Origin of the sequence: Micromonospora sp. DT48 (assembly GCF_049844495.1) — a bacterium.
GTDB lineage: Bacteria > Actinomycetota > Actinomycetes > Mycobacteriales > Micromonosporaceae > Micromonospora.
Genome location: NZ_JBNCLE010000005.1, coordinates 143,199 through 164,496 on the forward strand (window position 1 = coordinate 143,199; position 21,298 = coordinate 164,496).

Below are 21,298 nucleotides of genomic sequence, written 5' to 3' on the forward strand. Positions count from 1 at the left end.
GTTCATCGATGGTGGGCGGTGGACCATGTCCACCGTCCGCGTACCGCCCCAGTGCCCCCTCACGAAGGCGAACGTCGTGCCTGTGTTCCGTGCCGCCCCGTTCCGTGCCACGAGCTGCCGTCCGCTCCTGCCGGAGATCTCTGTCCTCGCGGTCGCCGCAGTGCTGATCGTCCTCGGTGCGACCGGTCCGGTGCCCGCGCTCGCCGTGGTGGCGCTCGCCAGCGCAGCCGCGTCCACCCTGGCCGGGGTGCGGTTGTCCCGGCTGACCCTGAATCCCGAATCGCCCCCCGGAGGCCCGTCCGTCGGCCGGCTGGCCCGTCGACGCGCGGCGCGGCCCCGTCGGGCCGCCGGTCTGCTGCACGCCGCGGTGGTGACCGCCGGTCTGACCGCGGCGGTGCTGCCGCTGGCCTCCGCCGGTTACCGCCCGGCCGCCGCCGTGGCGGGGCTCGTCGGCACTGCGGCCCTGCTCGTCGGCGGCCTGTTCAGCCTGTCGCCCCGATCCCGTCCGCCGGTCCGGGACCGCCTGCACCGCCTGCTCGACCAGGTCGCCCCCGGTGTCTGTTTGGTGCTCACCGCCTGGCTGCTGCTGCCGTACGCCGGTGTGACGTCCCCGGTTCGGCTGATGGTGGCGGTGGCCCTGGGCCTGCTCGCCGTCGACGCGTTGGCCGCGCTGAGCGGGGCGGACCGGCACCGTGGCAGCGCCCGCTGTCGCGGCGGCGCGGCGTTGACCCTCCTCGCCCTGGTGCTGCTGGCCGCGCTGCCGGCCGGTCCGGCCGCCGGGCGGGCGGCGCTGCTGGCCGTACCTCCCCTCGTGGTCGGCGTGTTGCTGGTCGCCGCCGGGGGTCGGCAGGTGGGCCAGGTCCCGCCGGCCGGGCAGACCGCGCTGCGTTGGCCCCGGGCGGTGCTGCCACCGGTCGCGGCGGTGGTCGCCGTCGTCTACCAGCTACAGGCCGGCTTCCTGCCGGACCTTACGGCGGTGCTGCTCGCGCTCGCCGCGGTTCCCCCGCTGGTGGTACGGGAGCTGTTCGGGGCCGCACCGGCCGTGCCGGACGGGCCGACGGTCACCGACCCGGCTCCGGCGCCCTCCGCGGCGGCCGGTCCGGGCGGCGCGACCGGACGTGCCGACCTGCTGCGGGCGCTGGCGGCCCGCTCGGAACCGGCCTGCGGCGCACTGCTCGTGGTCGACCTGCATCTCACCGAGCTGCCCGGCCGCCTGGTGCGCGACGACGTGGCCGCCGAGGCCGTCCGCCGGGCCCGAGCCGTGGTGGCCGACGAGGACGAGGTGTTCGACCTGGCCGGCAGTGGGCTCGCGGTGGTCAGCGGGTCGGGACCGATGATCGCGTACGCGCTGGGCGCCCGGCTGCTCGCCGCGCTGAGCCGGCCCTACGAGGTCTCCGGGGCGGTGCTGCGGTCGCGACCCAGCGTCGGGCTGGCCGAGTTGGGCCGGGGGCGTCCGGAGGAACTGCTCCGCCAGGCCGACCTCGCCCGTCGGCGCGCGGCCCAGCTCGGTCGGGACCGGGTCGAGTGGTACGACGCCTACCTGGAGGAGCAGCTGGTTCGTCGGCTGGACCTGGAGCGGGAGCTGCCCGGTGCGGTCGCCCGGGGCGAGTTGGACCTGGTCTACCAGCCGGTGCTCGGCTTGGCCGACCAGGCTCCGGTCGGTACGGAGGCGCTGCTGCGCTGGCGTAACCCGGTGCTCGGCACCGTGTTCCCGGCGGAGCTGCTCCCGGTGGCCGAGGACCTCGACATCGTCGGTGAGCTGGGCGTCTGGGTGCTCGACCGGGCCTGCCGACAGTTGGCCGACTGGAGCGTGGGCGGGCGACGGCTGTGGATGGCGGTCAACGTGACCACCCGGGAACTCACCTCCCCGGACTTCGTACCCCGCACGGCGGCGGTGCTGGAGGCGTACGGGATCGGGCCGGACCAGTTGGTCATCGAGGTCGCCGAGCCGAAGGTGGCCACCGAACTGCCCACGGTGGTGGCCCGGCTGGCCGGGCTGCGGTCGATGGGCATCCGGACGGCGCTCGACGACTTCCGTGCCGAGCAGGCGTCGCTCACCCAGCTCCGGCGGCTGCCGATCGACCTGCTCAAGGTCGGCCCGGAGGTGGCCACGGCCGGTGGTGACCCGCACCGTCCACTGCTGGACGTGGTCGTCACCGTCGCCGAACGTCTCGGCCTCGAGGTGGTGGCCGAGGAACTGGAGTCGGCGCATCAGGTCGAGGCGGCGCATCGGGCCGGATGCCGCTACGGCCAGGGATTCGAGCTGGCCAGGCCGGCGACCGCGGAGCGGGTCGAGGCGTACTTCGAGGAGTTTCCGTCGACCTCGCGCTGATCACCGTGGTTGCGCGACCGTTGCGCCTGTCGGTGGCGGTGGGCCGGTGCTGCCACGCGGGGTCAGGTGGGGTGTCTCGTCCTCCAGCCCGCCCGTCGGTGCGCCCTCGATCAGCTGGAGCAGTTGCCGCGCCGCGTGTGCCCCGTGTTCCGGGATGTCCCGACTCAGCGCGGTGAGCGGTGGGTGCACCAGCCGACACAGCGGGGAGTCGTCCCAGGCCACGATGGACAGATCAGCCGGGACAGTCAGCCCCATCTCCTGGGCGACCGAGAGCCCGGCGATGGCCATCACGTCGTTGTCGTAGATCACCGCAGTCGGTCGTACCCGGGAGCTGAGCAGTCGCCGGGTCGCCCGCGCGCCCTCCTCGCCGGTGTAGTCGGAGGAGACGGTGACCGCGTCGGCGAGGCCGAGACGCCGGCACACCTCGGTGAACGCCTCGGTGCGGATCGCGGTGTGCTGGAGCTCGGGCAGGCCGCCGACCCGGGCGATCCGCCGGTGGCCGAGGGCGTAGAGGTACTCCACGGTCTCCACCAACGCCGCCGCGTCGTCCGACCAGACACTGGGCAACCCACCGGTGCCGGTCGGGCCGCCGATCACCACCGCCGGCAGACCCAGTTCCTCCAGCACCGGCACCCGGCCGTCGTCGGTCCGCAGGTCACAGATGAGCACGCCGTCGACCCGCCGCTCGGCCCACCAGCGTCGGTAGACCGCGATCTCGGCGGTCTGGTCGGCGACCATCTGGAGGGTCAACGCGTACGACCGGGCGGACAACTCCGCCTCGACGCCGCTGATCAACTCCATGAAGAAGGGCTCGATGCCGAGGGTGCGGGCCGGTCGGGCGAGGATCAGGCCGATGGCGCTGGCGGTCGCGCCGGACAGGGCACGGGCGGCGCTGCTCGGGCTGAACCCGATCTCGGCGGCGATGGCGATAATGCGTTGCCGGGTCGCCTCGGAGACGCCGGGCTGGCCGTTCAGCGCGTACGAGACCGCGCCCTTGGAAACCCCTGCCCGCCGGGCGACGTCCGCGATCGTGGGTCGCTTCACCGGCGTACGTCCTCCTGAACCAGTTCGTCCGGCCGACCGCGTCGATGGCGTGCGCGGCGGTGGACACGCTACCCGCCCTGTTGCCCGGGTGGCTGTGGGCCCGCTCGCCCTCGTACGGTCGCCTGGCTTATCCGGTTCAGTCAACATTGCTCGATCTCTTGGCCGTTGCCGACAGGTTTCGGGGGACGGGTCATGAGACGGTTACTCATCGATGGCTGCGGGGAACCATGGAAGGCGCGGTGGAATCTTGAGCGATGCGCGGGGGAACGACCCGACCCGGCTGGCGCTGCACGACGGGTGGACCATGTGGGCGGTGCCCGACCAGCCGCAGGTGCCACCCGAGATCGACGGGGTGATGGTGCCGGCGAGCGTGCCGGGCTGCGTGCACACCGACCTGCTGGCGGCCGGGCTGATCCCCGACCCGTACCTCGACGACAACGAGACCGGGTTGGCCTGGATCGGCCGCACCGACTGGGCGTACGAGACGACCTTCGACCGGCCGTCCGGCGAACACACCCGCCTCGACCTGGTCTGCGCCGGCCTGGACACGGTCGCCACGATCACGCTCAACGGGGTCGAGGTCGGTCGCACCGAGAACATGCACCGGGGCTATCGCTTCGAGGTCACGTCGCTGCTCCGCGCCGAGGACAACCACCTGGCGGTACGCTTCGACTCCGCCTACCGGTACGCCGAGGCGCAACGGGACCGGCTCGGCGACCGGCCCAACGCGTACCCGGAGCCGTTCCAGTTCATCCGCAAGACGGCCTGTAACTTCGGCTGGGACTGGGGACCGACGCTGGTCACCGCCGGCATCTGGCAGGGGATCGGCCTGCACTGCTGGTCGGTGGGTCGACTGGCAAAGGTGCGCCCGGTCGTCACCGTCGACGGCGACACCGGCCGGGCGGAGGTGCACGTCGACGTGGAACGGGTCGCCGACCGGCCGCTCACCGTGCGGGCGCGGCTGGCGGGCCGGCACGCCGAGGTGATCCTCCCGGCGGGGCAGTTCTCGGCGGTGCTGACTCTCACCGTCCACCGGCCGGAACTCTGGTGGCCCCGAGGCTACGGCGCACCGAACCTGCACGACCTGACGGTCACCCTGCACGACGACGACGGTGGCACTCTCGACGAGTGGCACCGCCGGATCGGGTTCCGGTCGGTACGCCTGGACACCACCCCCGACGAGCACGGTGCTCCGTTCACGCTGTACGTCAACGAGGTGCCGGTCTTCGTGCGGGGAGTCAACTGGATCCCGGACGACGTCTTCCCGAACCGGGTCACCCGTCGGCGTCTGGCCGAACGCTTCGACCAGGCCGAGGCCGCGCACGTCAACCTGCTGCGGGTCTGGGGCGGCGGCCGGTACGAGTCGGACGACTTCTACGACCTGGCCGACGAACGGGGACTTCTGGTGCAGCAGGACTTCCTCTTCGCCTGCGCCGCGTACCCGGAGGAGGAGCCGTTCGCCACCGAGGTGGCCGCCGAGGCCGTCGAACAGGTGATCCGGCTCGCGTCGCACCCCTCGCTGGTGTTGTGGACCGGCAACAACGAGAACATCTGGGGCTGGCACGACTGGGACTGGCAGGGACCACTGGCCGGGCGTAGCTGGGGGCGGGGCTACTACCTCGACCTGCTGCCCGGCATCGTGGCCAGGTTGGACCCGACCCGGCCGTACTGGCCGGGTAGCCCCTGGTCGGGCAGCGAGACGATCCACCCCAACCATCCGGCTTACGGCACCACGCACATCTGGGACGTGTGGAACACCGACGACTACGTCAAGTACCGCGAGTATCTGCCCCGGTTCGTCGCCGAGTTCGGCTACCAGGGCCCGCCCGCGTACGCGACGCTGCGCCGGGCCCTCTCCGACGAGCCTCTCGCCCACGACTCACCCGGCATGGCACACCACCAGAAGGCCGCCGACGGTGACCGGAAACTGCGCCGGGGGCTGGAGGCGCACCTGCCCGAGCCGCGCGACTTCGACGACTGGCACTGGCTGACGCAGCTCAATCAGGCGCGGGCCGTCGCCCTCGGGGTGGAACACTTCCGTTCCCACCGAGGGCGGTGCATGGGCACCATCGTCTGGCAACTCAACGACTGCTGGCCGGTCACCTCGTGGTCCGCCGTCGACGGCGACGGCCGCCGCAAACCACTCTGGTACGCGCTGCGTCGGGCGTACGCCGACCGGCTGCTCACCGTGCAGCCACGCGGCGCCGGACTGGCCGTGGTCGCGGTCAACGACGGCGGGCGGCCGTGGCGGGGGTCGACCACCGTCGCCCGGCTCACCCTGGCCGGTGAGCCGAAGGCGAAGACCACAGTGGAACTGGACGTGCCCGCGTACTCGGCGGTGACCGTGGCGCTGCCGGACGAGCTGACCCGGCCCGACGACGGCCGGGCCGAACTGCTGGTCGCCGACCCCGGCGACCAGGCCGAGCGGGCGTGGTGGTTCTTCGCCGAGGACCGTGACGTGCGATGGCCGGCGGCGGCCTTCGACGCGACCGTGGAGCCGGTCGACGGCGGCCAACGGGTACGCGTCACCGCCCGCACCATCCTGCGCGATGTGACCCTGTATCCGGATCGGCTCAACCCGTCCGCCGAGGTCGACACGGCGCTGGTCACCCTGCTTCCCGGGGAGTCGGCCACGTTCACCGTGCGGGCCGACGCCCCGCTGGACGTCGCCGCGCTGGCGTCGCGCCCGGTGCTCCGTTGCGTCAACGACCGGCAGGAAGACGGTTCGCCGGGATAACCACCATTCGATTGTCCTGAAGGCAACTCTTCCTACGCCTCCGTTCGGTTGCGGGCTCAGAATGAGCAGACATCGACTCTCCTAAAAGGAGGTTCCTCATGGGTCCTGTTCGGCGCGCGTTGCTCGCGATGGCGCTGGTCGTCGCCGCGACGCTGCTGGTACCGGCTGCTCCGGCCCACGCTGGCGGTCAGCCGGTGACGATCTGCTTCAAGGTCGGCGAGTTCGACGGCCGGCCCGTCTTCGACTGTCACACGATCCTGTTGCCCGACTTCAAGCCGAAGCCGATCGGACCGGTCGAGTGCCTGACCTGTCCGCCGGTGTTCGACCTGTGGGACCGAATCGATCCGGAGAAGCGCATCGAGTATCTGAAACTGCTGGGCCGAGGGCTGTCGTTGCTGGGGGAGTCGGCCCAGGCGGTGGATCCGGTGGAGCAGAGTTATCTGCGTGACCTGGCGACGGAGAGCTTCTGGTCGTCGGCGAAGCAGCTGGACGACTCGGAGGTGGAACTGGGTCAGGTCGGTTGGGCGGACCTGAAGAACGGGAAGTTCTACGGCGATCCGGAGCCGCAGCCGATGCTGGTGGCCAGCGGCGTGAACATCGCCGGCGGGATCGGGCTGATGCAGAAGGCGCTCGGCGACCCGGATCCGGAGCCCAACATCGCGGCCTCGTTGGCCCGTTTCGACCAGGCGTACAAGGATCTCGGAGCGCTGTTCGCCGGCTGGTGACCCGGCGGCGACGGTGCGGCGGCCGGTGACCGGGCCGCCGCACCGGGCGGTCCACCGCACCCACCGACTTGAAGAATTTCGCAAGTGCTAAAGTCTTCACGGTGTCGCCGGGTGGTGGCACCGAAAGGAGCGCGGGCGTGTCGGTGCCGCTGTACCAGGCGAAGGCGGAGCTGTTCCGCACCCTCGGACATCCGGTCCGGATCCGGGCGTTGGAGCTGCTTCAGGACGGCCCCAAGCCGGTGCGCGACCTGCTGGCCGCCATCGACGTCGAGGCGTCCAACCTCTCCCAGCAGCTCGCCGTGCTGCGCCGGGCCGGCATGGTCACCTCGTACCGGGACGGTTCCCTGGTGATGTACGCGCTCAGCACCCCCGACGTGGCCGACCTGTTGGCCGCCGGGCGGCGGATCCTCGGCGCGGTGCTCACCGACCGGGACGGCCTGCTCGACGAGTTGCGCGCCGGCGGACCGGACCGGTGACTGCCCCCGACACCCGGCCGACCAACCCGGCCGGAGAGACCCTGTCCGCCGCCTGGCGTCGCGTCCGCGACCTGTTGCCGGGTCGCGCCGACTGGCAGGCGGTACGCCGCTCGCCCCGCCGGGACCTCGTCGCCGGGCTCACCGTGGCCATCGTCGCGTTGCCGCTGGCGCTCGCCTTCGGCGTCACCTCCGGACTCGGCGCGGAGGCCGGGCTGGTCACCGCCGTGGTCGCCGGTGCGGTGGCGGCCGTCTTCGGCGGCTCTAACCTCCAGGTGTCCGGTCCGACCGGCGCGATGACCGTGGTGCTGGTGCCGGTCGTGGCGCAGTTCGGGCCGACCGGGGTGCTCATGGTCGGCGCGCTGGCCGGGTTGATCCTGATCGTCCTGGCCCTCGCCCGCCTGGGCCGCTACGTCCGCTACCTGCCGGTGCCGGTGATCGAGGGCTTCACCGCCGGCATCGCCGTGGTGATCGCCCTGCAACAGGTGCCCGCCGCGCTCGGCGTCACCGACGCGCAGGGTGAGAAGGTGTGGGCGGTGGCGGCCGACGCGGTCGCCCGCTTCGTCGTACACCCTCGTCCGGCGGCCGTCGCGGTGGCCCTCGGCGTCGCGGCGGTGATGCTGATCGGTGCCCGGTGGCGTCCCGCCGTACCCTTCTCCCTGCTGGCGGTGGCCGCCGCCACGCTGCTCGCCGAGTTCGTGCCGGCCGACCTGGTCCGGATCGGCGCGCTGCCGCAGGGGCTGCCCGCGCCGTCGCTGGACTTCCTCGATCTGGGGGCGGTGGGTGTGCTGCTGCCCGCCGCGCTCGCGGTGGCCGCGCTGGCCGCGCTGGAGAGTCTGCTCTCGGCCACCGTCGCCGACGGGATGACCGTCGGCCAGCGGCACGACCCGGACCGCGAACTCTTCGGCCAGGGCCTGGCCAACCTGGCCTCCCCGCTGTTCGGTGGCATTCCCGCCACCGCGGCCATCGCGCGTACCGCCGTCAACGTGCGGGCCGGAGCGGCCTCGAAACTGGCGGCGCTGACCCACGCGGTGGTGCTGGCCGTCATCGTGCTGGCCGCCGCTCCGCTGGTCAGCCGGATTCCGCTCGCCGCGCTGGCCGGTGTCCTGCTGGCCACCACCGTGCGGATGGTCGAGGCGGCGTCACTGCGGGCGCTGGCCCGGTCCACCCGGGGCGACGCCCTCGTGCTGGTGCTGACCTTCGCCGTCACCGTGATCTGGGATCTGGTCACCGCCGTGGCCGTCGGTGTCGCGGTGGCGGTCGTGGTGGCGCTACGCGCCATCGCCCGCAGCGCCAAACTCGAACAGGTGCCGCTGGACTCCAGCGAGCACAGCGCCGAGGAGCGGGCCCTGCTCGCCGAACACATCGTGGCCTACCGGCTCGACGGGCCGCTCTTCTTCGCCGCCGCGCACAACTTCCTGCTCCGGCTCTCCGACGTCGCCGACGTGCGGGTGGTCATCCTGCGGATGTCCCGGGTCTCCACCATCGACGCCACCGGCGCCCAGGTCCTCGGCGACGCGATCCGTCGACTTCAGGGACGCGGGATCACCGTGCTGCTCTCCGGCATCGTGCCCGGCCACGATCAGGTGCTCGATGCACTCGGCGTGGCCGACCAGTTGCGTCGGGACGGCCTCGTCTTCCCCGACACCCCGGCCGCCATCGCGTACGCCCGGAAGCTCGCCCTGCCTGCGGTCGGTGACCGAGAGGGCCGCCGTGCGTCCAAGCCGCCCCAACCTCGGCACGGCGCACAGGTCAGCGTCGGCCAACGCGCGGGCGAGTCCGCCACGGTCGACGGACACTGACCGCCCTGTCCGTGCCGCGGCACCCGGGCGTACCGGATCGGCAGGCGCGACAACGGAGGAAGGCGGTACGCCGACGGCTCTGGACCTGGCCCGCGCCGCGCGGGCTGGCGTCCGCGTGGCGAAGGTGACATTGTGTCCGCTACGGCCCTGTGATCATGTCCGGGCAGGCGTGGGTGCTGAGCCAGCAGGAGAGCATCATGTCCCAGAATGGCAGTGGTCAGTCACACCTGCGGATAGGTGGCTGGCTTTCCCAGACCGGCCAATCTGATCCGGACCATGGCCAGCCCCTACCTGACAGCGCGGTGCCTGCCGCTCAACACCCAACGGCCCCCGACGATCCGAAACCGACCGCCGAACCGCTGGCGGCGGCGGACCCGGGAGCGGCGGTCGGCCGGTACCGGGTGACCGGCGGAGCCGTCGGCCAGCGCCGTGCTCGTGGCACCGCGTCACGCGCCGCCGCAGACCGCCGGGCTCAGCTCGTCGGCCGGGCCGCCCCACGTCGTACGCACCTGCTCGGCGGCGTCGGTCTCGTCGTCGTCACCGCGCTGATCGGCGTGATAGCACTACGCGACGCGAGCCCCCAGGAGCCGATCCGCGGCGAGTTCGTCGCCGGGATGCCCTCGCCCGCAGATCCTGCCCTCGGCGACCGGCCTACCGACGTCACCGGACCCGAGACCCGAGCCGCCGAGTCCGCTCCGCCGAGCCCGATCGCCGACACGGTGGCCCGGCCCGGTCTCAATCCGCGCGCCGCCGGTGGCGACGCCAGCCCTGACCCGACAACCGTCCCCGACACCGTACCGGCGATGCCGGGCAGCCACGCCCCACCGGCCGCGCCGAATTCGCCTGCACCGCCTCCGGCCGCACCCGCCGACCCGGGCGGACCGGCGCTGGTACCCGGTGCCCGTATCGGGCTGGAGTTCGCGAACCTGCCCGGTCACCGGGTACGACACGTCAACTTCCAGGCTCGGGCCGAGCGGGTGGGTCCTGCCAGCGGCCCCGGTGTGAAAGCCGATGCCGCCTTCGTGGTCCGTACCGGCCTCGCCGACAGCGGATGCGTCTCGTTCGAGTCGGTCAACTTCCCCGGCTACCACTTGCGACACGTCGAGTTCCGGGTGTTCCTGCACCGCTCCGACGGCAGCGCACTGTTCCGTGCCGACAGCACCTTCTGCCCGGTCACCGGCATCGGCGGCCGACACGTCTCACTGCGCGCCTACAACTACCCCGACCGGTACCTCAGCCACGACTCCCATCGGCAGATGCGGATCTCACCGATCGGTAACGGCGCCTCACCCGCGACCGCCACCTTCCTGATCCGCCCCGCCCTGTAGCCGGAGGTGGCGGGTCCTGATCCGACGGCCGCCGCGAGAAGCGCGTCCGGATCCTCGCCGTCCGCGTCAGCCGATCTGGCTGAGCAGCCGTTCCAGGTTGGTCAGGCGTTCCTTGACCTCGGTCAGTTCGGTACGCGTCGCGTGTAGCTCCTCGCGGATGCCGTCGAGGGCGGTCGCGGTGGTCCCGGCGTGCTCGACGAGCCGGGTCTGTGCGTCACCGGCGCGCTCGGCCAGCTGTCGGTAGTGCTGTTCCCGGGCGGCGGAGTGCCGGGCCCGGTAGATCCCCACCGCCACGAACGCGATGATCGCCATCAACGCGACCAGCACCACGGTCGACGTGATCATCGCGATCTCGGGGATGTTGTCGTCGGCGGCCACGATGCTCGTCATTGTGAGTCCTCATCCTTCTGACCGGGAACGGTCAACGTCGGTACGGCCGCCGCGATGGTCTGCGGAGTCAGCGTCAGCGCGAACGGAGCGAGGTCGAACCACTTGACCGAGCTGCCGTCCGGAGCCGTCTCCAGGGTGCCGACGACCAACTCGGCGGCCTCCAACTTCTGTAGGTGCATGTAGAGCAGGGGACGGTTCATCCGCAGCCGGCGTGCCAACGCGCTGACGTAGCTGCGGCCCTCGGCGAGCGCGGCGACGATCCGCAGCCGGTGTGGACTGGCCAGCGCCGCGAGCACCGCCAACAGCTCGTCGCCGCTCGGCGTCTCACGACTCATTCGTCAGCCCCCTCCGCACCGGGTGTCAGAAATTACTGACCCCCCTGTCAGATAATGCTGACAGGTTGGGTGTGCGGCCGTCAAGCAATGTTCAGACTGCCGATGAGCGAGTCGACCCGTGCCGCCACCGACCCGGCGGAACGGGCGGTGGCCGAACATGGCACGGTGTGCGTGGGAGGTGGCGGTGGGCAGGGCGGTCGAGGAGACGAACCGGGCGATGCTGCGCGCGCGGGACGCGATGGACCGGGCGTACGCCGAACCGCTCGACATCCCGACGTTGGCGAGGATCGCGCACGTCTCCGAGGCGCACTTCATCCGCACGTTCCGGGCGACCTTCGGCGAGACCCCGCACCGCTACCTGCAACGGAGGCGGGTGGAGCGGGCCATGTACCTGCTGCTGCACACCGACCGGGAGGTGACCGACATCTGCACCGCGGTCGGGTTCGGCAGTCTCGGGACGTTCAGTCGTACCTTCCGGCAGATCGTCGGGGAGTCGCCCACCGACTATCGCAAGCAGCGGACGGCACCGGTCGCGCCGGTGCCGAGCTGCTTCACGAAGGCGTGGACCAGACCGAGCAGTTTTGGATAAGCAGCAGGTCAGGGCACTGCACTAGCGTTTCGGGCATGACGATCAACGCGATCAGCCGCTCTCAGATCTACGTCCTCGACCAGGACGAGGCGCTCGACTTCTACATCGGAAAGCTCGGCATGGAACTGCACACCGACCAGGATCTCGGCTTCATGCGCTGGCTCACGGTCAACATCCCCGGAGACCGGCAGCGGGAGATCCTGCTGGAGAAGCCGGGCCCGCCGAACCTCGACCCGGCCACCGCCGAGCAGGTCCGGGAACTGCTCACCAAGGGCGCCACCGGCGGCTTCCTCTTCCTGACCACCGACGACGCCTACAAGACGTACGAGAACCTGGTCGCCAAGGGCGTCGACATCACCGACGAGCCGATGGAACGGCCGTACGGCATCGACTTCGGCATCCGCGACCCGTTCGGTAACAAGATCCGGATCGGCCAGATGTTCACCAAGGGGACCGAGCACTGAGTGCCGGCGAGCGCCATGTCACCCAGGCAGGATTCTGTCTGGGTGACATGACGGCGGACCTTCGGAAACGTGGCGGTGTGCGCCATGTAGACCGCCATGCCGTACTGGTCGGGAAGAGCGAAGCCGTGCTCTGCCCCCACCGCGGTGCCGAATGCCTCGACTCCGTCAGCGCCGACTCACCAGCACACCGCCTCGATGGGCGAGCGAGCCAGTACCGGCGCGCTCGGCCAGGTCACCGCCGGTGTAGTGCGGCGGTGACCGCGCGGGCCCGGTCGGCCCTACTGAGTACCTCGGTGCTGTCCACGAACTGGTCGACCCCGCCGATGTGCGGCGGCAACGCCAACACCTGTGGGTCCGTGATCGCACGGCGGGTGGCATCGGCGAACCGGTCCGCTGCTGGCACGCGGTACGGCCGGTCGTGGAACGGGCGTACGGTCGGCTCGACCGGTTCGCTCAGGCCGAGGTCGTTGTGCGCGCGGGCGAGATGTTCGTACGCGGCGCAGAGTGCGTCTTCGCGGTGCGGCCATGCGGCGTCGGCCAGGGCGTCGGCGAGCAGCGGTTGCAGCGCCGGGGCGCAGCGCAGCCGGGCGAACGCGGTACCCAGCCATTTGCTGTAGGGCGGGTAGCGACGCTCGATGAGCATCGCCAGGCGCATCAAATCGCGGACCAACCGGGCGGTGACCAGCCGGGAGCCGAGGTCGTCGCCGCTCTCCGCACACCGGCCGGGGAACGCCTCCTCCTGAGCGATACGCCGCCACTGGCAGGCCAGCAGATACCGCCAGACGTCATCCGGGTACCACGCCAGAGCGGCCCGGACGGGCTCGAGCTGGCCGAGTCCGTCGTGGAAGACGGCTCCCTCGGTGACCTCCAGCAGCAGTTGGGTCGGGATGGCCAGCCAGTCGTGAGCGGCCATGTCGTCGCGCGGGTCGACGCCGATCCGGTCGACCAGCCAGGTGTCGAGGTCGTGCAGGTCGACGCGGTGGTCGACCGGGGCGTCGCCGACGGGTCGCAGAGTCCGTGATCGTCCGGGTTCAGGTGGGCTGAAGTTCGTGCTCCAGCCGCCCACCGAGGCGGGCATCCGCTCGGCGAGCAGCCTGCTGATCTGGCGGGCGTGCCGACGGGCGTCGGCGGGGTGGAGAAAGAGCAGCAGACGCGGCCCCCAGTCGTGGTCGGTCGAGCGGGCGGTGTCGAAGCCGAGCACCTCGGAGCCCGGGCCCAGTAACGCCGCCGAGTGCGCCAGATCCGGAAAGGTGGCATCGAGGATCGGCCGCACCGCCTCGCGGTAGGTGGCGGCGGCCAGCGACAGGCCGGGTACGAACGTCGGCACAGGTCACCCCCCGGGTAGCGCCAACCGCCCGGTGCGCGGTCAGTGATCGGTGACGGTTCACAGTGGTCCCAGGACGGCGTGCGGGTCCGCGTCCAGCGCGAGCGTGTCGAGTACCGCCAGGAGTTGACGTTCCTCGTAGCGGAAGTGGCTCTCCATGATGGCGGCGATCCCCTCGACGTGGCGGTCGAGTTCGGCCGGGGAGGCGGCCCGCTCCACGGCGGCCTGTAGCCCGCCGATGAGGTGCGCGATCATCGAGTGGTCCTGCTTCAGGTACCGCAGGGTGTCGCGCAACTGCGGGTGGGCGGCGGCGATCGCGGGGAACAGTTCCCGGTCCTCGCCCTCGTGGTGTGCGGTCAGCGCGGCGCAGAAGCCGTGACAGAACAGCAGCAGATCACGGGTGGCTGGTGCCGCCGCCACGCCGTCGGCCAGCGCGGCGCGGGTCACCTCCAACGCCTCGCGCAACCGGTCGTGCACGCGGCGCATTTCCTGACTCCAGGCGACAAGCCTGGTCTTCTCGCCCTCAGTCACTGGAGGGCGAAGGCAACGACTGGGTCACCGTCGTGGTCCTTCGATCCGGCGCCTCCATGCCTGACACGGCCTGCCACCGACACGCGACGCTGGAGAGCAGGCTACCCGATCATGCCGACGGGTGGCAGCCCGTGGCTGGCCCGGCACCCGAGCGCCGGGCCAGCCAGCAAGGTCACTCCGGCACGCGGCGGTAGGCGCCGTCGCTGGCCGAGGTGGCCATCGAGGCGTACGCGCGCAGCGCCGCCGACACCGGGCGCTGCCGGTTGAGCGGGGTGTAGGGGCGATCCCGCTTCTCCTGGGCGACCCGGCGGGCGTCCAACACCTCGGCCGGCACGTTCAGCTCGATCGAGCGTGCCGGGATGTCGATGACGATCTCGTCGCCGGGCTCGACCAGCGCGATCAGCCCACCGGAGGCGGCCTCGGGCGAGGCGTGGCCGATGGACAGGCCCGAGGTGCCACCGGAGAACCGGCCGTCGGTCAGCAACGCGCAGGCCCGGCCCAGCCCTCGGCCCTTCAGGAACGAGGTGGGGTAGAGCATCTCCTGCATGCCGGGCCCACCCTTCGGCCCCTCGTAGCGGATCACCACCACGTCCCCGGCGACGACCTCCTTGGCCAGGATGGCGGTCACCGCGTCGTCCTGGGACTCGTAGACCTTCGCCGGGCCACGGAAGGTCAGGCACTCCTGGGGCACCCCGGCGGTCTTCACCACGCAGCCGTCCGGCGCGAGGTTGCCGTACAGGATGGCCAGTCCACCGTCGGCGGTGTACGCGTGCTCGCGGTCGCGGATGCAGCCACCGGCCGCGTCGGTATCCAGAGAGGACCAGCGGTTCGTGGTGGAGAACGGCTCGGTGGTACGCACCCCACCCGGCGCGGCGTGGAACAGCTCGATCGCCTCGGGCTTGGCGCTGCCGCCGCGCACGTCCCAGTCGGCCAGCCAGCGCTCCAGGGTGGGGGAGTGCACCGCGTGCACGTCCCGGCGCAGCAGGCCGGCGCGGTTGAGTTCACCCAGGATGGCCGGGATGCCACCGGCGCGATGCACGTCCTCCATGTGGTACTGCGGCGAGTTCGGGGCGACCTTGGCCAGGCACGGCACCCGACGGGAGACGGCGTCGATGTCGGCCACGGAGAAGTCCAGCTCGGCCTCACGGGCGGCGGCCAGCAGATGCAGGATCGTGTTCGTCGATCCGCCCATCGCGACGTCCAGGGCGATGGCGTTCTCGAACGCGGCCCGGGAGGCCACCTCGCGGGGCAGCACCGAGGCGTCGTCGTCGTCGTACCACCGCTTGGCGATCTCCACGGCGGTGCGGCCGGCCTCGACGAAGAGCGACCGGCGGGCCGCGTGGGTGGCCAGCGTCGAGCCGTTACCCGGCAGCGCCAGGCCGATCGCCTCGGTGAGGCAGTTCATCGAGTTCGCGGTGAACATGCCGGAGCAGGAGCCGCAGGTGGGGCAGGCGGAGCGCTCGATCTCGCCGAGTTGCTCGTCGCTGACGTTCTCGTTCGACGAGGCGATCATCGCGTCGATCAGGTCGATCTTGCTGTGCACGATCCCCTCGATCGCCACCGTCTTGCCGGCCTCCATCGGGCCGCCGGAGACGAAGACGGTGGGGATGTTCAGCCGCAGCGCGGCCAGCAGCATGCCCGGGGTGATCTTGTCGCAGTTGGAGATGCAGACCAGGGCGTCGGCGCAGTGCGCGTTGACCATGTACTCCACCGCGTCGGCGATCAACTCGCGGCTGGGCAGGGAGTAGAGCATGCCGCCGTGGCCCATGGCGATGCCGTCGTCGACCGCGATGGTGTTGAACTCCCGGCCCACCCCGCCGGCGGCGGCCACCGCATCGGCCACCAGACCGCCCATGTCCTTGAGGTGTACGTGGCCCGGCACGAACTGGGTGAAACTGTTCGCGATGGCGACGATCGGCTTGCCGAAATCGTCATCGGTCATCCCGGTGGCCCGCCAGAGGGCCCGGGCACCCGCCATCGTCCGACCGTGCGTGGAGGTCTTCGACCGCAGCTCAGGCATGTGTACCAGCATGACACCGCCGACCGGGTGCGGGTGCGGGCGTCCGGCCGTGTCCCAACAGATGCACACCCGACCCCCACAGCGGGCGTCGATCCGGCAGAGTTGAGGGCGTGCACACACCCCCGGCCATGATCGGCGCTGCGGTGCTGAGCACGCTGATCGCCCTGACGGCCGGCGTGTTGCTGGCCGCCGCCGTTCGCCGCCGCGCCGCCCCCCACCGCCCGGTGTACGCGGTGCTGGCCGTCGGTGGCGCGATCGCGCTGGCGACCATGCTGGCCGGGCTGGTCATCACCCTGACCACCACCGAGCACTGGGCGCACGAGCAGCAGCAGCGCACCAGCTGGGCCACGCTGGTGGCGCTCGGCACGGCCACCAGCGGCCTGCTGTTCTGCTTCGGTCTGCTCCGGCTGCCCGGGGTGGTCGGTTCGACACCCTCGGCGGCCCGGCTCGCGCTGGACAGCGTGATCGTGGGTACCGCGCTGTGGTTCGTCGGCTGGGTGGTGTTCTCCGAGCCGACCCGGCTACTGGGCGACGCGACGCCGATGGCCTGCCCGTCGATCCTGCTCGCCTCGGTCAGTGCGGCGTTGAGCGTCGGGCTCTCCGCGATCATGGTGCTCCGGGCACCCGCACCTCGACGGTGCCTGATCGTGCTGGGCACCGGGATCATCGCCGCGTCGGTGGGCGGGCTGGGTGTCGCCACCGGGCTCTGCCAGGCCGGGCCGACCCTGGCGCTGGTCGGCGCGCTGGTGCTCGCCCTGGGGCTGCTGGTCGCCGGATTGGCGGCCTATCGCATCGACCCGCCGGGCGAACTCGCCATCGACGTGATCCGCCGCGACAGCGAGTACGCCTTCGTGCCGATGGTCGCCATGGCCGCCTCGGCGATCTATCACCTCTTCCAGGACGGCCGTTTCGACGGGCTGGCCGTCACCGCCGGCAGCATCGAGGGGTTCGCCCTGGTCGCCCGGCAGTACCTCACCCTGCACGACGTACGGGCGTACGCCCGCCGGCTGGCCGACCGGGAGGCGCACTTCCGGCAGCTCGCCCACACCGACGCGCTGACCGGCCTGGCCAACCGTCGTGGCCTGCTCCAGGCCCTGCACCGCGGCGCCGCGGAGCGGGTGCCGTGCGTGCTGCTCGGGCTGGACCTGGACGGCTTCAAGAACGTCAACGACATGCGGGGCCACGACGTCGGCGACGCGGTGCTCGCCGAGGTCGGTCGACGACTGCGGAGCAACCTGCGGCCCGGCGACCTCGCGGCCCGACTCGGTGGTGACGAGTTCGCGGTGCTCATGCACGCCGGACCAGCGGAGGCGGAGGTGGTCGCGGAGCGGTTGCTGAAGGTGCTCGGGGGCGCCTACGAGCAGCCCGAGGCACCCGTCTTCCTCTCGGTCAGCATCGGTTTGGCCGGCTGGGCCGACGAACCCGACGTCGAGCTGCTGCTGCGGCACGCGGATCTGGCGCTGCGCTACGCCAAGCAACGCGGCAAGAACCGGATCGAGCGCTACGACGGCGCGTACGACCGGCTGCTGCGCCGTCGCACGACGCTGGAGCACGAGCTGCGCGGCGCGATCGAGCGGGACGAACTGCGGCTGGTGTTCCAGCCGGTGGCCTCCCTGCCGTCGGTGCGCCCGGTCGGCGCGGAGGCGCTGCTGCGGTGGCATCACCCGGAGCTGGGCAACGTCCGGCCGGACGAGTTCATCCCGCTCGCCGAGGAGAGCGGGATGATCGCCAAGCTCGGCGCCTGGGTGCTGCACCAGGCCTGCTATCAGCTGTCCCGCTGGCTGGCCGAGGGCCACGACGTCTGGGTGTCGGTGAACGTCTCCCCGCGTGAGCTGCACGCCCCCGAGTACGTGGTGCAGGTCGCCGAGGCGCTGCGCGCCCACCACGTGCCGCCACAGCGGCTGGTGCTGGAGGTCACCGAGCACGCGGTCGCCACCGATCTCGACGAGCTGATCCGGCGGTTGACCGCGTTGCGGCTGACCGGGGTGCGGATCGCCCTGGACGACTTCGGGGCCGGCTACTCCTCGCTGAACCAACTCCGGCGGCTCCCGATCGACATCCTGAAACTCGACCACGGCCTGGTGGCGGAGCACGAGCCGGTCCGTCCGGTCGGGTGCGACGGGCCGGCCTTCGCCCCGATGGTCGACATCGTGATGCGGTTGGGGCACCAGTTCGGCCTGGAGGTGATCGCCGAAGGAGTCACCACCCCCACCGAGCTGGCCGCGGTGGTGGCCGCCGGCTGCCGGTTCGGCCAGGGCGCGTTGTTCGGGTGGGGCGTACCGGCCGAGCACCTGGAGGCGATGCTGGAGGCGGCGACCTCGCCGGGTGCCCGCCCGGCTCGCCCGGTAAGCGAGGGTCAACCACCAGCGCGACCTGCTGGTCTACCCGTCCAGCGTCGGCCCGAAAGTGCCCCTGAGCAGGTCTTGCCCGGCGCGTTCGGCGCGTCGGGCGGTGACGCGCCGACGTCCGTGAACCAAAATGTGGGATCAGTTGACTCATCGCGTGAGATGCGTCAGTCTTGAGCCCATGTCGTCGTACCGGTCGCTGCGAGTACTTACCTGAGCGCACTCTCCCTGACTGAGAGTGCGCTGGCCCCGTGCATCTGGCACGCGGGCTTTTTTCTTGCCGTTTAACCGATCGAGCGCAGGCACTGCCCGCGTTCCCCAGTGTGAGCAGCCCCACCCACTCCAGCCGAAGGCCAACCGTCATGACGAGACCCACGCCCGAGACACTCGCCCACTCCGCCCGGCGTGCCCGCACCGCCGTCGAGGCGCCGGGCGACGCCGACCACGCCCGCGCCGCTTCGTCGGCTGCGGCGGCCCACCCCGCCCCGGCCCAGGTGTCGGGTGCCGGCTCGCTGGTGCGCTCCCTGGAGGCACTCGGCGTAGACGTCGTCTTCGGTATCCCGGGAGGTGCGATCCTGCCGGCGTACGACCCGCTCTACGACTCGTCCGTGCGGCACATCCTGGTCCGGCACGAGCAGGGCGCCGGTCACGCCGCCACCGGATACGCCCAGGCCACCGGCCGGGTCGGGGTGTGCATCGCCACCTCCGGTCCGGGTGCGACGAACCTGGTCACCCCGATCGCCGACGCGTACATGGACTCGGTGCCGTTGGTGGCGATCACCGGGCAGGTGGCCCGCCCGGCGATCGGCACGGACGCCTTCCAGGAGGCGGACATCCAGGGCATCACGCTGCCGATCACCAAGCACAACTTCCTGGTGCAGGAGGCCAGCGAGATCCCCCGGGTGCTGGCCGAGGCGTTCCACCTCGCCTCGACCGGGCGTCCCGGGCCGGTCCTGGTGGACATCCCCAAGGACGTCCTACAGGCGTCGACGACCTTCGCCTGGCCGCCCACGCTGGACCTGCCCGGGTACCGGCCGACGCTGCACCCGCACGGCAAGCAGATCCGGGAGGCGGCGCGGCTGATCAGCAGCGCCCGCCGGCCGGTGCTCTACGTCGGGGGTGGCGTGCTCAAGGCCGGTGCCACCGAGGGCCTGCGTCGGCTGGCCGAGCTGACCGGCATCCCGGTGGTCACCACGCTGATGGCGCTCGGCGCGTTCCCCGACTCACACCAGCAGCACCTGGGCATGCCCGGCATGCACGGCACGGTCGCCGCGGTCTACGGGTTGCAGAAGGCCGATCTGATCGTGGCGCTGGGCGCGCGGTTCGACGACCGGGTCACCGGCAAGCTGGACTCCTTCGCGCCGGACGCCACCGTGGTGCACGCCGACATCGACCCGGCCGAGATCGGCAAGAACCGGCACGCGGACGTGCCGATCGTCGGCGACGCCCGACACGTCATCGACGAGTTGGTGACGGCGGTCACCACCGAGCGGGCGGCGGGGCGTACTCCCGACATCTCCGACTGGTGGGCGCAGTTGAACGACCTGCGCGAGCGTTACCCGCTGGGCTACGAGGAGCCCGCCGACGGCACCCTCTCGCCGCAGTACGTCATCAAGCGGCTGGGAGAGATCGCCGGACCGGACACCATCTACGTCGCCGGTGTCGGCCAGCACCAGATGTGGGCCTCCCAGTTCATCTCGTACGAGAAGCCGCAGACCTGGCTCAACTCCGGTGGTCTCGGCACCATGGGCTACGCGGTGCCGGCGGCGATGGGCGCCAAGGTGGGCCGACCGGAGACGGTGGTCTGGGCCATCGACGGTGACGGCTGCTTCCAGATGACCAACCAGGAGCTGGCGACCTGCGCGCTGGAAGGCATCCCGGTCAAGATCGCGGTCATCAACAACGGCAACCTGGGCATGGTCCGCCAGTGGCAGACGCTCTTCTACGGTGAGCGCTACTCCAACACCGACCTCGGTACCCACAAGCACCGCATTCCGGATTTCGTCAAGCTCGCCGAGGCGCTCGGCTGTGTGGGGCTGCGGTGCGAGACCGCCGAGGAGGTGGACCGGACCATCGAGATGGCCATGTCCATCAACGACGCGCCGGTGGTCATCGACTTCGTGGTCGGCAAGGACGCCATGGTCTGGCCGATGGTCGCCGCCGGAACCAGCAACGACGAGATCATGTTCGCCCGCGGCGTCCGCCCGGCGTTCGACGAGGATGACATCTAGTCATGGCCGATCGCACCGAGCGAAGCGAGGGCCGTGCGGGCATGACGAGGAAGGTGCCGCTTTGACCATTCACACACTCTCCGTCCTGGTGGAGAACAAGCCCGGCGTGCTGGCCCGGGTCTCCGGGTTGTTCTCCCGGCGCGGGTTCAACATCGACAGCCTCGCGGTCGGCGAGACCGAGAACCCGGACGTCTCCCGGATCACCATCGTGGTCAACGCGGAGTCCTCGCCGCTGGAACAGGTCACCAAGCAGCTCAACAAGCTGGTGAACGTACTCAAGATCGTCGAACTGGATCCGGCCACCTCGGTCGCCCGTGAACTGTTGCTGGTCAAGGTGCGCGCGGACCGCAACGCCCGAGGTCAGGTCCTGGAGACGGTCAACCTGTTCCGGGCCCGGGTGGTCGATGTGGCCGCCGACACCCTCACCGTCGAGGCGACCGGCACCCCCGACAAGCTCGACGCGCTGCTGCGCGACCTTGAGCCCTTCGGCATCAAGGAGATGGTCCAGTCGGGCCTAGTGGCGATCGGGCGCGGCTCGCGTGCGATCACCGCCGGCCCGGCCCTGCGGGCCGCCTGACCCCCACCCCGGCCCGGTCCGCGTGACCGGGCCGGTCACCAGCCACGACGG

The 21,298-nt window shown here is 71.3% G+C and carries 17 protein-coding genes; 11 read left to right on the forward strand and 6 right to left on the reverse strand.

The genetic code is table 11. From position 1 onward, the window contains the following. Window positions 1–76: 76 nt before the first annotated feature. Complete coding sequence (locus tag ACLQ2S_RS03660; RefSeq protein ID WP_425701114.1) at window positions 77–2,332, forward strand: EAL domain-containing protein; 2,256 nt, start codon at window positions 77–79, stop codon at window positions 2,330–2,332. Here the strand turns inward: ACLQ2S_RS03660 and ACLQ2S_RS03665 are convergent, their stop codons facing one another. After that, window positions 2,333–3,376, reverse strand: a complete 1,044-nt coding sequence (locus ACLQ2S_RS03665; protein ID WP_425701115.1) for a LacI family DNA-binding transcriptional regulator — start codon at window positions 3,374–3,376, stop codon at window positions 2,333–2,335. A 304-nt stretch (window positions 3,377–3,680) separates the two neighbouring features. Between ACLQ2S_RS03665 and ACLQ2S_RS03670 the strand changes: the two genes are divergently transcribed. The 5 genes from ACLQ2S_RS03670 to ACLQ2S_RS03690 all read left to right on the forward strand — a co-directional run bounded on the left by ACLQ2S_RS03670 (window position 3,681) and on the right by ACLQ2S_RS03690 (window position 10,441). After that, on the forward strand, window positions 3,681–6,113 hold the full coding sequence (locus tag ACLQ2S_RS03670) for a glycoside hydrolase family 2 protein (RefSeq protein ID WP_425701274.1): 2,433 nt from the start codon (window positions 3,681–3,683) through the stop codon (window positions 6,111–6,113). A 98-nt stretch (window positions 6,114–6,211) separates the two neighbouring features. Beyond that, entirely contained in the window at window positions 6,212–6,838 is a 627-nt protein-coding gene (locus ACLQ2S_RS03675) for a hypothetical protein (RefSeq protein ID WP_425701116.1), read from the forward strand. A 137-nt stretch (window positions 6,839–6,975) separates the two neighbouring features. Beyond that, window positions 6,976–7,314 carry an ArsR/SmtB family transcription factor gene (locus tag ACLQ2S_RS03680; protein ID WP_309222896.1) on the forward strand — a complete coding sequence of 113 codons (339 nt, stop codon included), beginning with the start codon at window positions 6,976–6,978 and terminating at the stop codon, window positions 7,312–7,314. Between the two features lie 41 nt (window positions 7,315–7,355). Beyond that, window positions 7,356–9,113, forward strand: coding sequence for a SulP family inorganic anion transporter (locus ACLQ2S_RS03685; RefSeq protein WP_230462399.1), 1,758 nt, complete (start codon window positions 7,356–7,358; stop codon window positions 9,111–9,113). 302 nt (window positions 9,114–9,415) lie between these two features. Beyond that, on the forward strand, window positions 9,416–10,441 hold the full coding sequence (locus ACLQ2S_RS03690; protein ID WP_425701117.1) for an AbfB domain-containing protein: 1,026 nt from the start codon (window positions 9,416–9,418) through the stop codon (window positions 10,439–10,441). 66 nt (window positions 10,442–10,507) lie between these two features. Here the strand turns inward: ACLQ2S_RS03690 and ACLQ2S_RS03695 are convergent, their stop codons facing one another. Beyond that, window positions 10,508–10,831: a hypothetical protein gene (locus tag ACLQ2S_RS03695; protein WP_155215845.1), complete on the reverse strand. Its 324-nt coding sequence runs from the start codon at window positions 10,829–10,831 to the stop codon at window positions 10,508–10,510. Further along, window positions 10,828–11,166, reverse strand: a complete 339-nt coding sequence (locus ACLQ2S_RS03700) for an ArsR/SmtB family transcription factor (RefSeq protein ID WP_155215843.1) — start codon at window positions 11,164–11,166, stop codon at window positions 10,828–10,830. Before ACLQ2S_RS03700 ends, ACLQ2S_RS03695 begins: the two co-directional genes overlap by 4 nt. A 157-nt stretch (window positions 11,167–11,323) precedes the next feature. Here ACLQ2S_RS03700 and ACLQ2S_RS03705 point away from each other — a divergent pair, with 157 nt between their 5' ends. Both ACLQ2S_RS03705 and ACLQ2S_RS03710 read left to right on the forward strand, forming a co-directional pair. Continuing rightward, entirely contained in the window at window positions 11,324–11,755 is a 432-nt protein-coding gene (locus ACLQ2S_RS03705; protein ID WP_425701118.1) for a helix-turn-helix domain-containing protein, read from the forward strand. 35 nt (window positions 11,756–11,790) lie between these two features. Next, the gene (locus ACLQ2S_RS03710) at window positions 11,791–12,219 is read left to right on the forward strand and encodes a VOC family protein (RefSeq protein WP_425701119.1); all 429 of its coding nucleotides are present in this window, start codon (window positions 11,791–11,793) and stop codon (window positions 12,217–12,219) included. Window positions 12,220–12,451: 232 nt separating this feature from the next. Here the strand turns inward: ACLQ2S_RS03710 and ACLQ2S_RS03715 are convergent, their stop codons facing one another. From ACLQ2S_RS03715 to ilvD, 3 genes are all read right to left on the reverse strand, one after another. Further along, window positions 12,452–13,546: a DUF4037 domain-containing protein gene (locus ACLQ2S_RS03715; RefSeq protein WP_425701120.1), complete on the reverse strand. Its 1,095-nt coding sequence runs from the start codon at window positions 13,544–13,546 to the stop codon at window positions 12,452–12,454. A gap of 57 nt (window positions 13,547–13,603) precedes the next feature. Further along, window positions 13,604–14,029, reverse strand: coding sequence for a hemerythrin domain-containing protein (locus tag ACLQ2S_RS03720; protein ID WP_425701121.1), 426 nt, complete (start codon window positions 14,027–14,029; stop codon window positions 13,604–13,606). Window positions 14,030–14,246: 217 nt separating this feature from the next. Then, complete coding sequence (gene ilvD / locus ACLQ2S_RS03725) at window positions 14,247–16,094, reverse strand: dihydroxy-acid dehydratase (RefSeq protein WP_425701122.1); 1,848 nt, start codon at window positions 16,092–16,094, stop codon at window positions 14,247–14,249. A 110-nt stretch (window positions 16,095–16,204) separates the two neighbouring features. Here ilvD and ACLQ2S_RS03730 point away from each other — a divergent pair, with 110 nt between their 5' ends. The 3 genes from ACLQ2S_RS03730 to ilvN all read left to right on the forward strand — a co-directional run bounded on the left by ACLQ2S_RS03730 (window position 16,205) and on the right by ilvN (window position 21,247). After that, window positions 16,205–18,616 (forward strand): putative bifunctional diguanylate cyclase/phosphodiesterase, encoded by a 2,412-nt coding sequence (locus tag ACLQ2S_RS03730; RefSeq protein ID WP_425701123.1) that lies wholly within the window; start codon window positions 16,205–16,207, stop codon window positions 18,614–18,616. Between the two features lie 185 nt (window positions 18,617–18,801). Continuing rightward, window positions 18,802–20,670 (forward strand): acetolactate synthase large subunit, encoded by a 1,869-nt coding sequence (locus ACLQ2S_RS03735; RefSeq protein WP_155215830.1) that lies wholly within the window; start codon window positions 18,802–18,804, stop codon window positions 20,668–20,670. Between the two features lie 61 nt (window positions 20,671–20,731). Continuing rightward, window positions 20,732–21,247, forward strand: coding sequence for an acetolactate synthase small subunit (gene ilvN, locus ACLQ2S_RS03740; protein WP_155215828.1), 516 nt, complete (start codon window positions 20,732–20,734; stop codon window positions 21,245–21,247). The last annotated feature ends 51 nt before the right edge of the window (window positions 21,248–21,298 follow it).

What these genes read in the sequence shown, in the direction of transcription:
- ACLQ2S_RS03670 (WP_425701274.1), top strand. Translation starts at nt 3,681, where the DNA reads ATGTGGGCGGTGCCCGACCAGCCGCAGGTGCCACCCGAGATCGACGGG.
- ACLQ2S_RS03675 (WP_425701116.1), top strand. Translation starts at nt 6,212, where the DNA reads ATGGGTCCTGTTCGGCGCGCGTTGCTCGCGATGGCGCTGGTCGTCGCC.
- ACLQ2S_RS03695 (WP_155215845.1), bottom strand. Translation starts at nt 10,831, where the DNA reads ATGACGAGCATCGTGGCCGCCGACGACAACATCCCCGAGATCGCGATG.
- ACLQ2S_RS03700 (WP_155215843.1), bottom strand. Translation starts at nt 11,166, where the DNA reads ATGAGTCGTGAGACGCCGAGCGGCGACGAGCTGTTGGCGGTGCTCGCG.
- ACLQ2S_RS03705 (WP_425701118.1), top strand. Translation starts at nt 11,324, where the DNA reads ATGGCACGGTGTGCGTGGGAGGTGGCGGTGGGCAGGGCGGTCGAGGAG.
- ACLQ2S_RS03710 (WP_425701119.1), top strand. Translation starts at nt 11,791, where the DNA reads ATGACGATCAACGCGATCAGCCGCTCTCAGATCTACGTCCTCGACCAG.
- ACLQ2S_RS03720 (WP_425701121.1), bottom strand. Translation starts at nt 14,029, where the DNA reads ATGCGCCGCGTGCACGACCGGTTGCGCGAGGCGTTGGAGGTGACCCGC.
- ilvD (WP_425701122.1), bottom strand. Translation starts at nt 16,094, where the DNA reads ATGCCTGAGCTGCGGTCGAAGACCTCCACGCACGGTCGGACGATGGCG.
- ACLQ2S_RS03735 (WP_155215830.1), top strand. Translation starts at nt 18,802, where the DNA reads ATGACGAGACCCACGCCCGAGACACTCGCCCACTCCGCCCGGCGTGCC.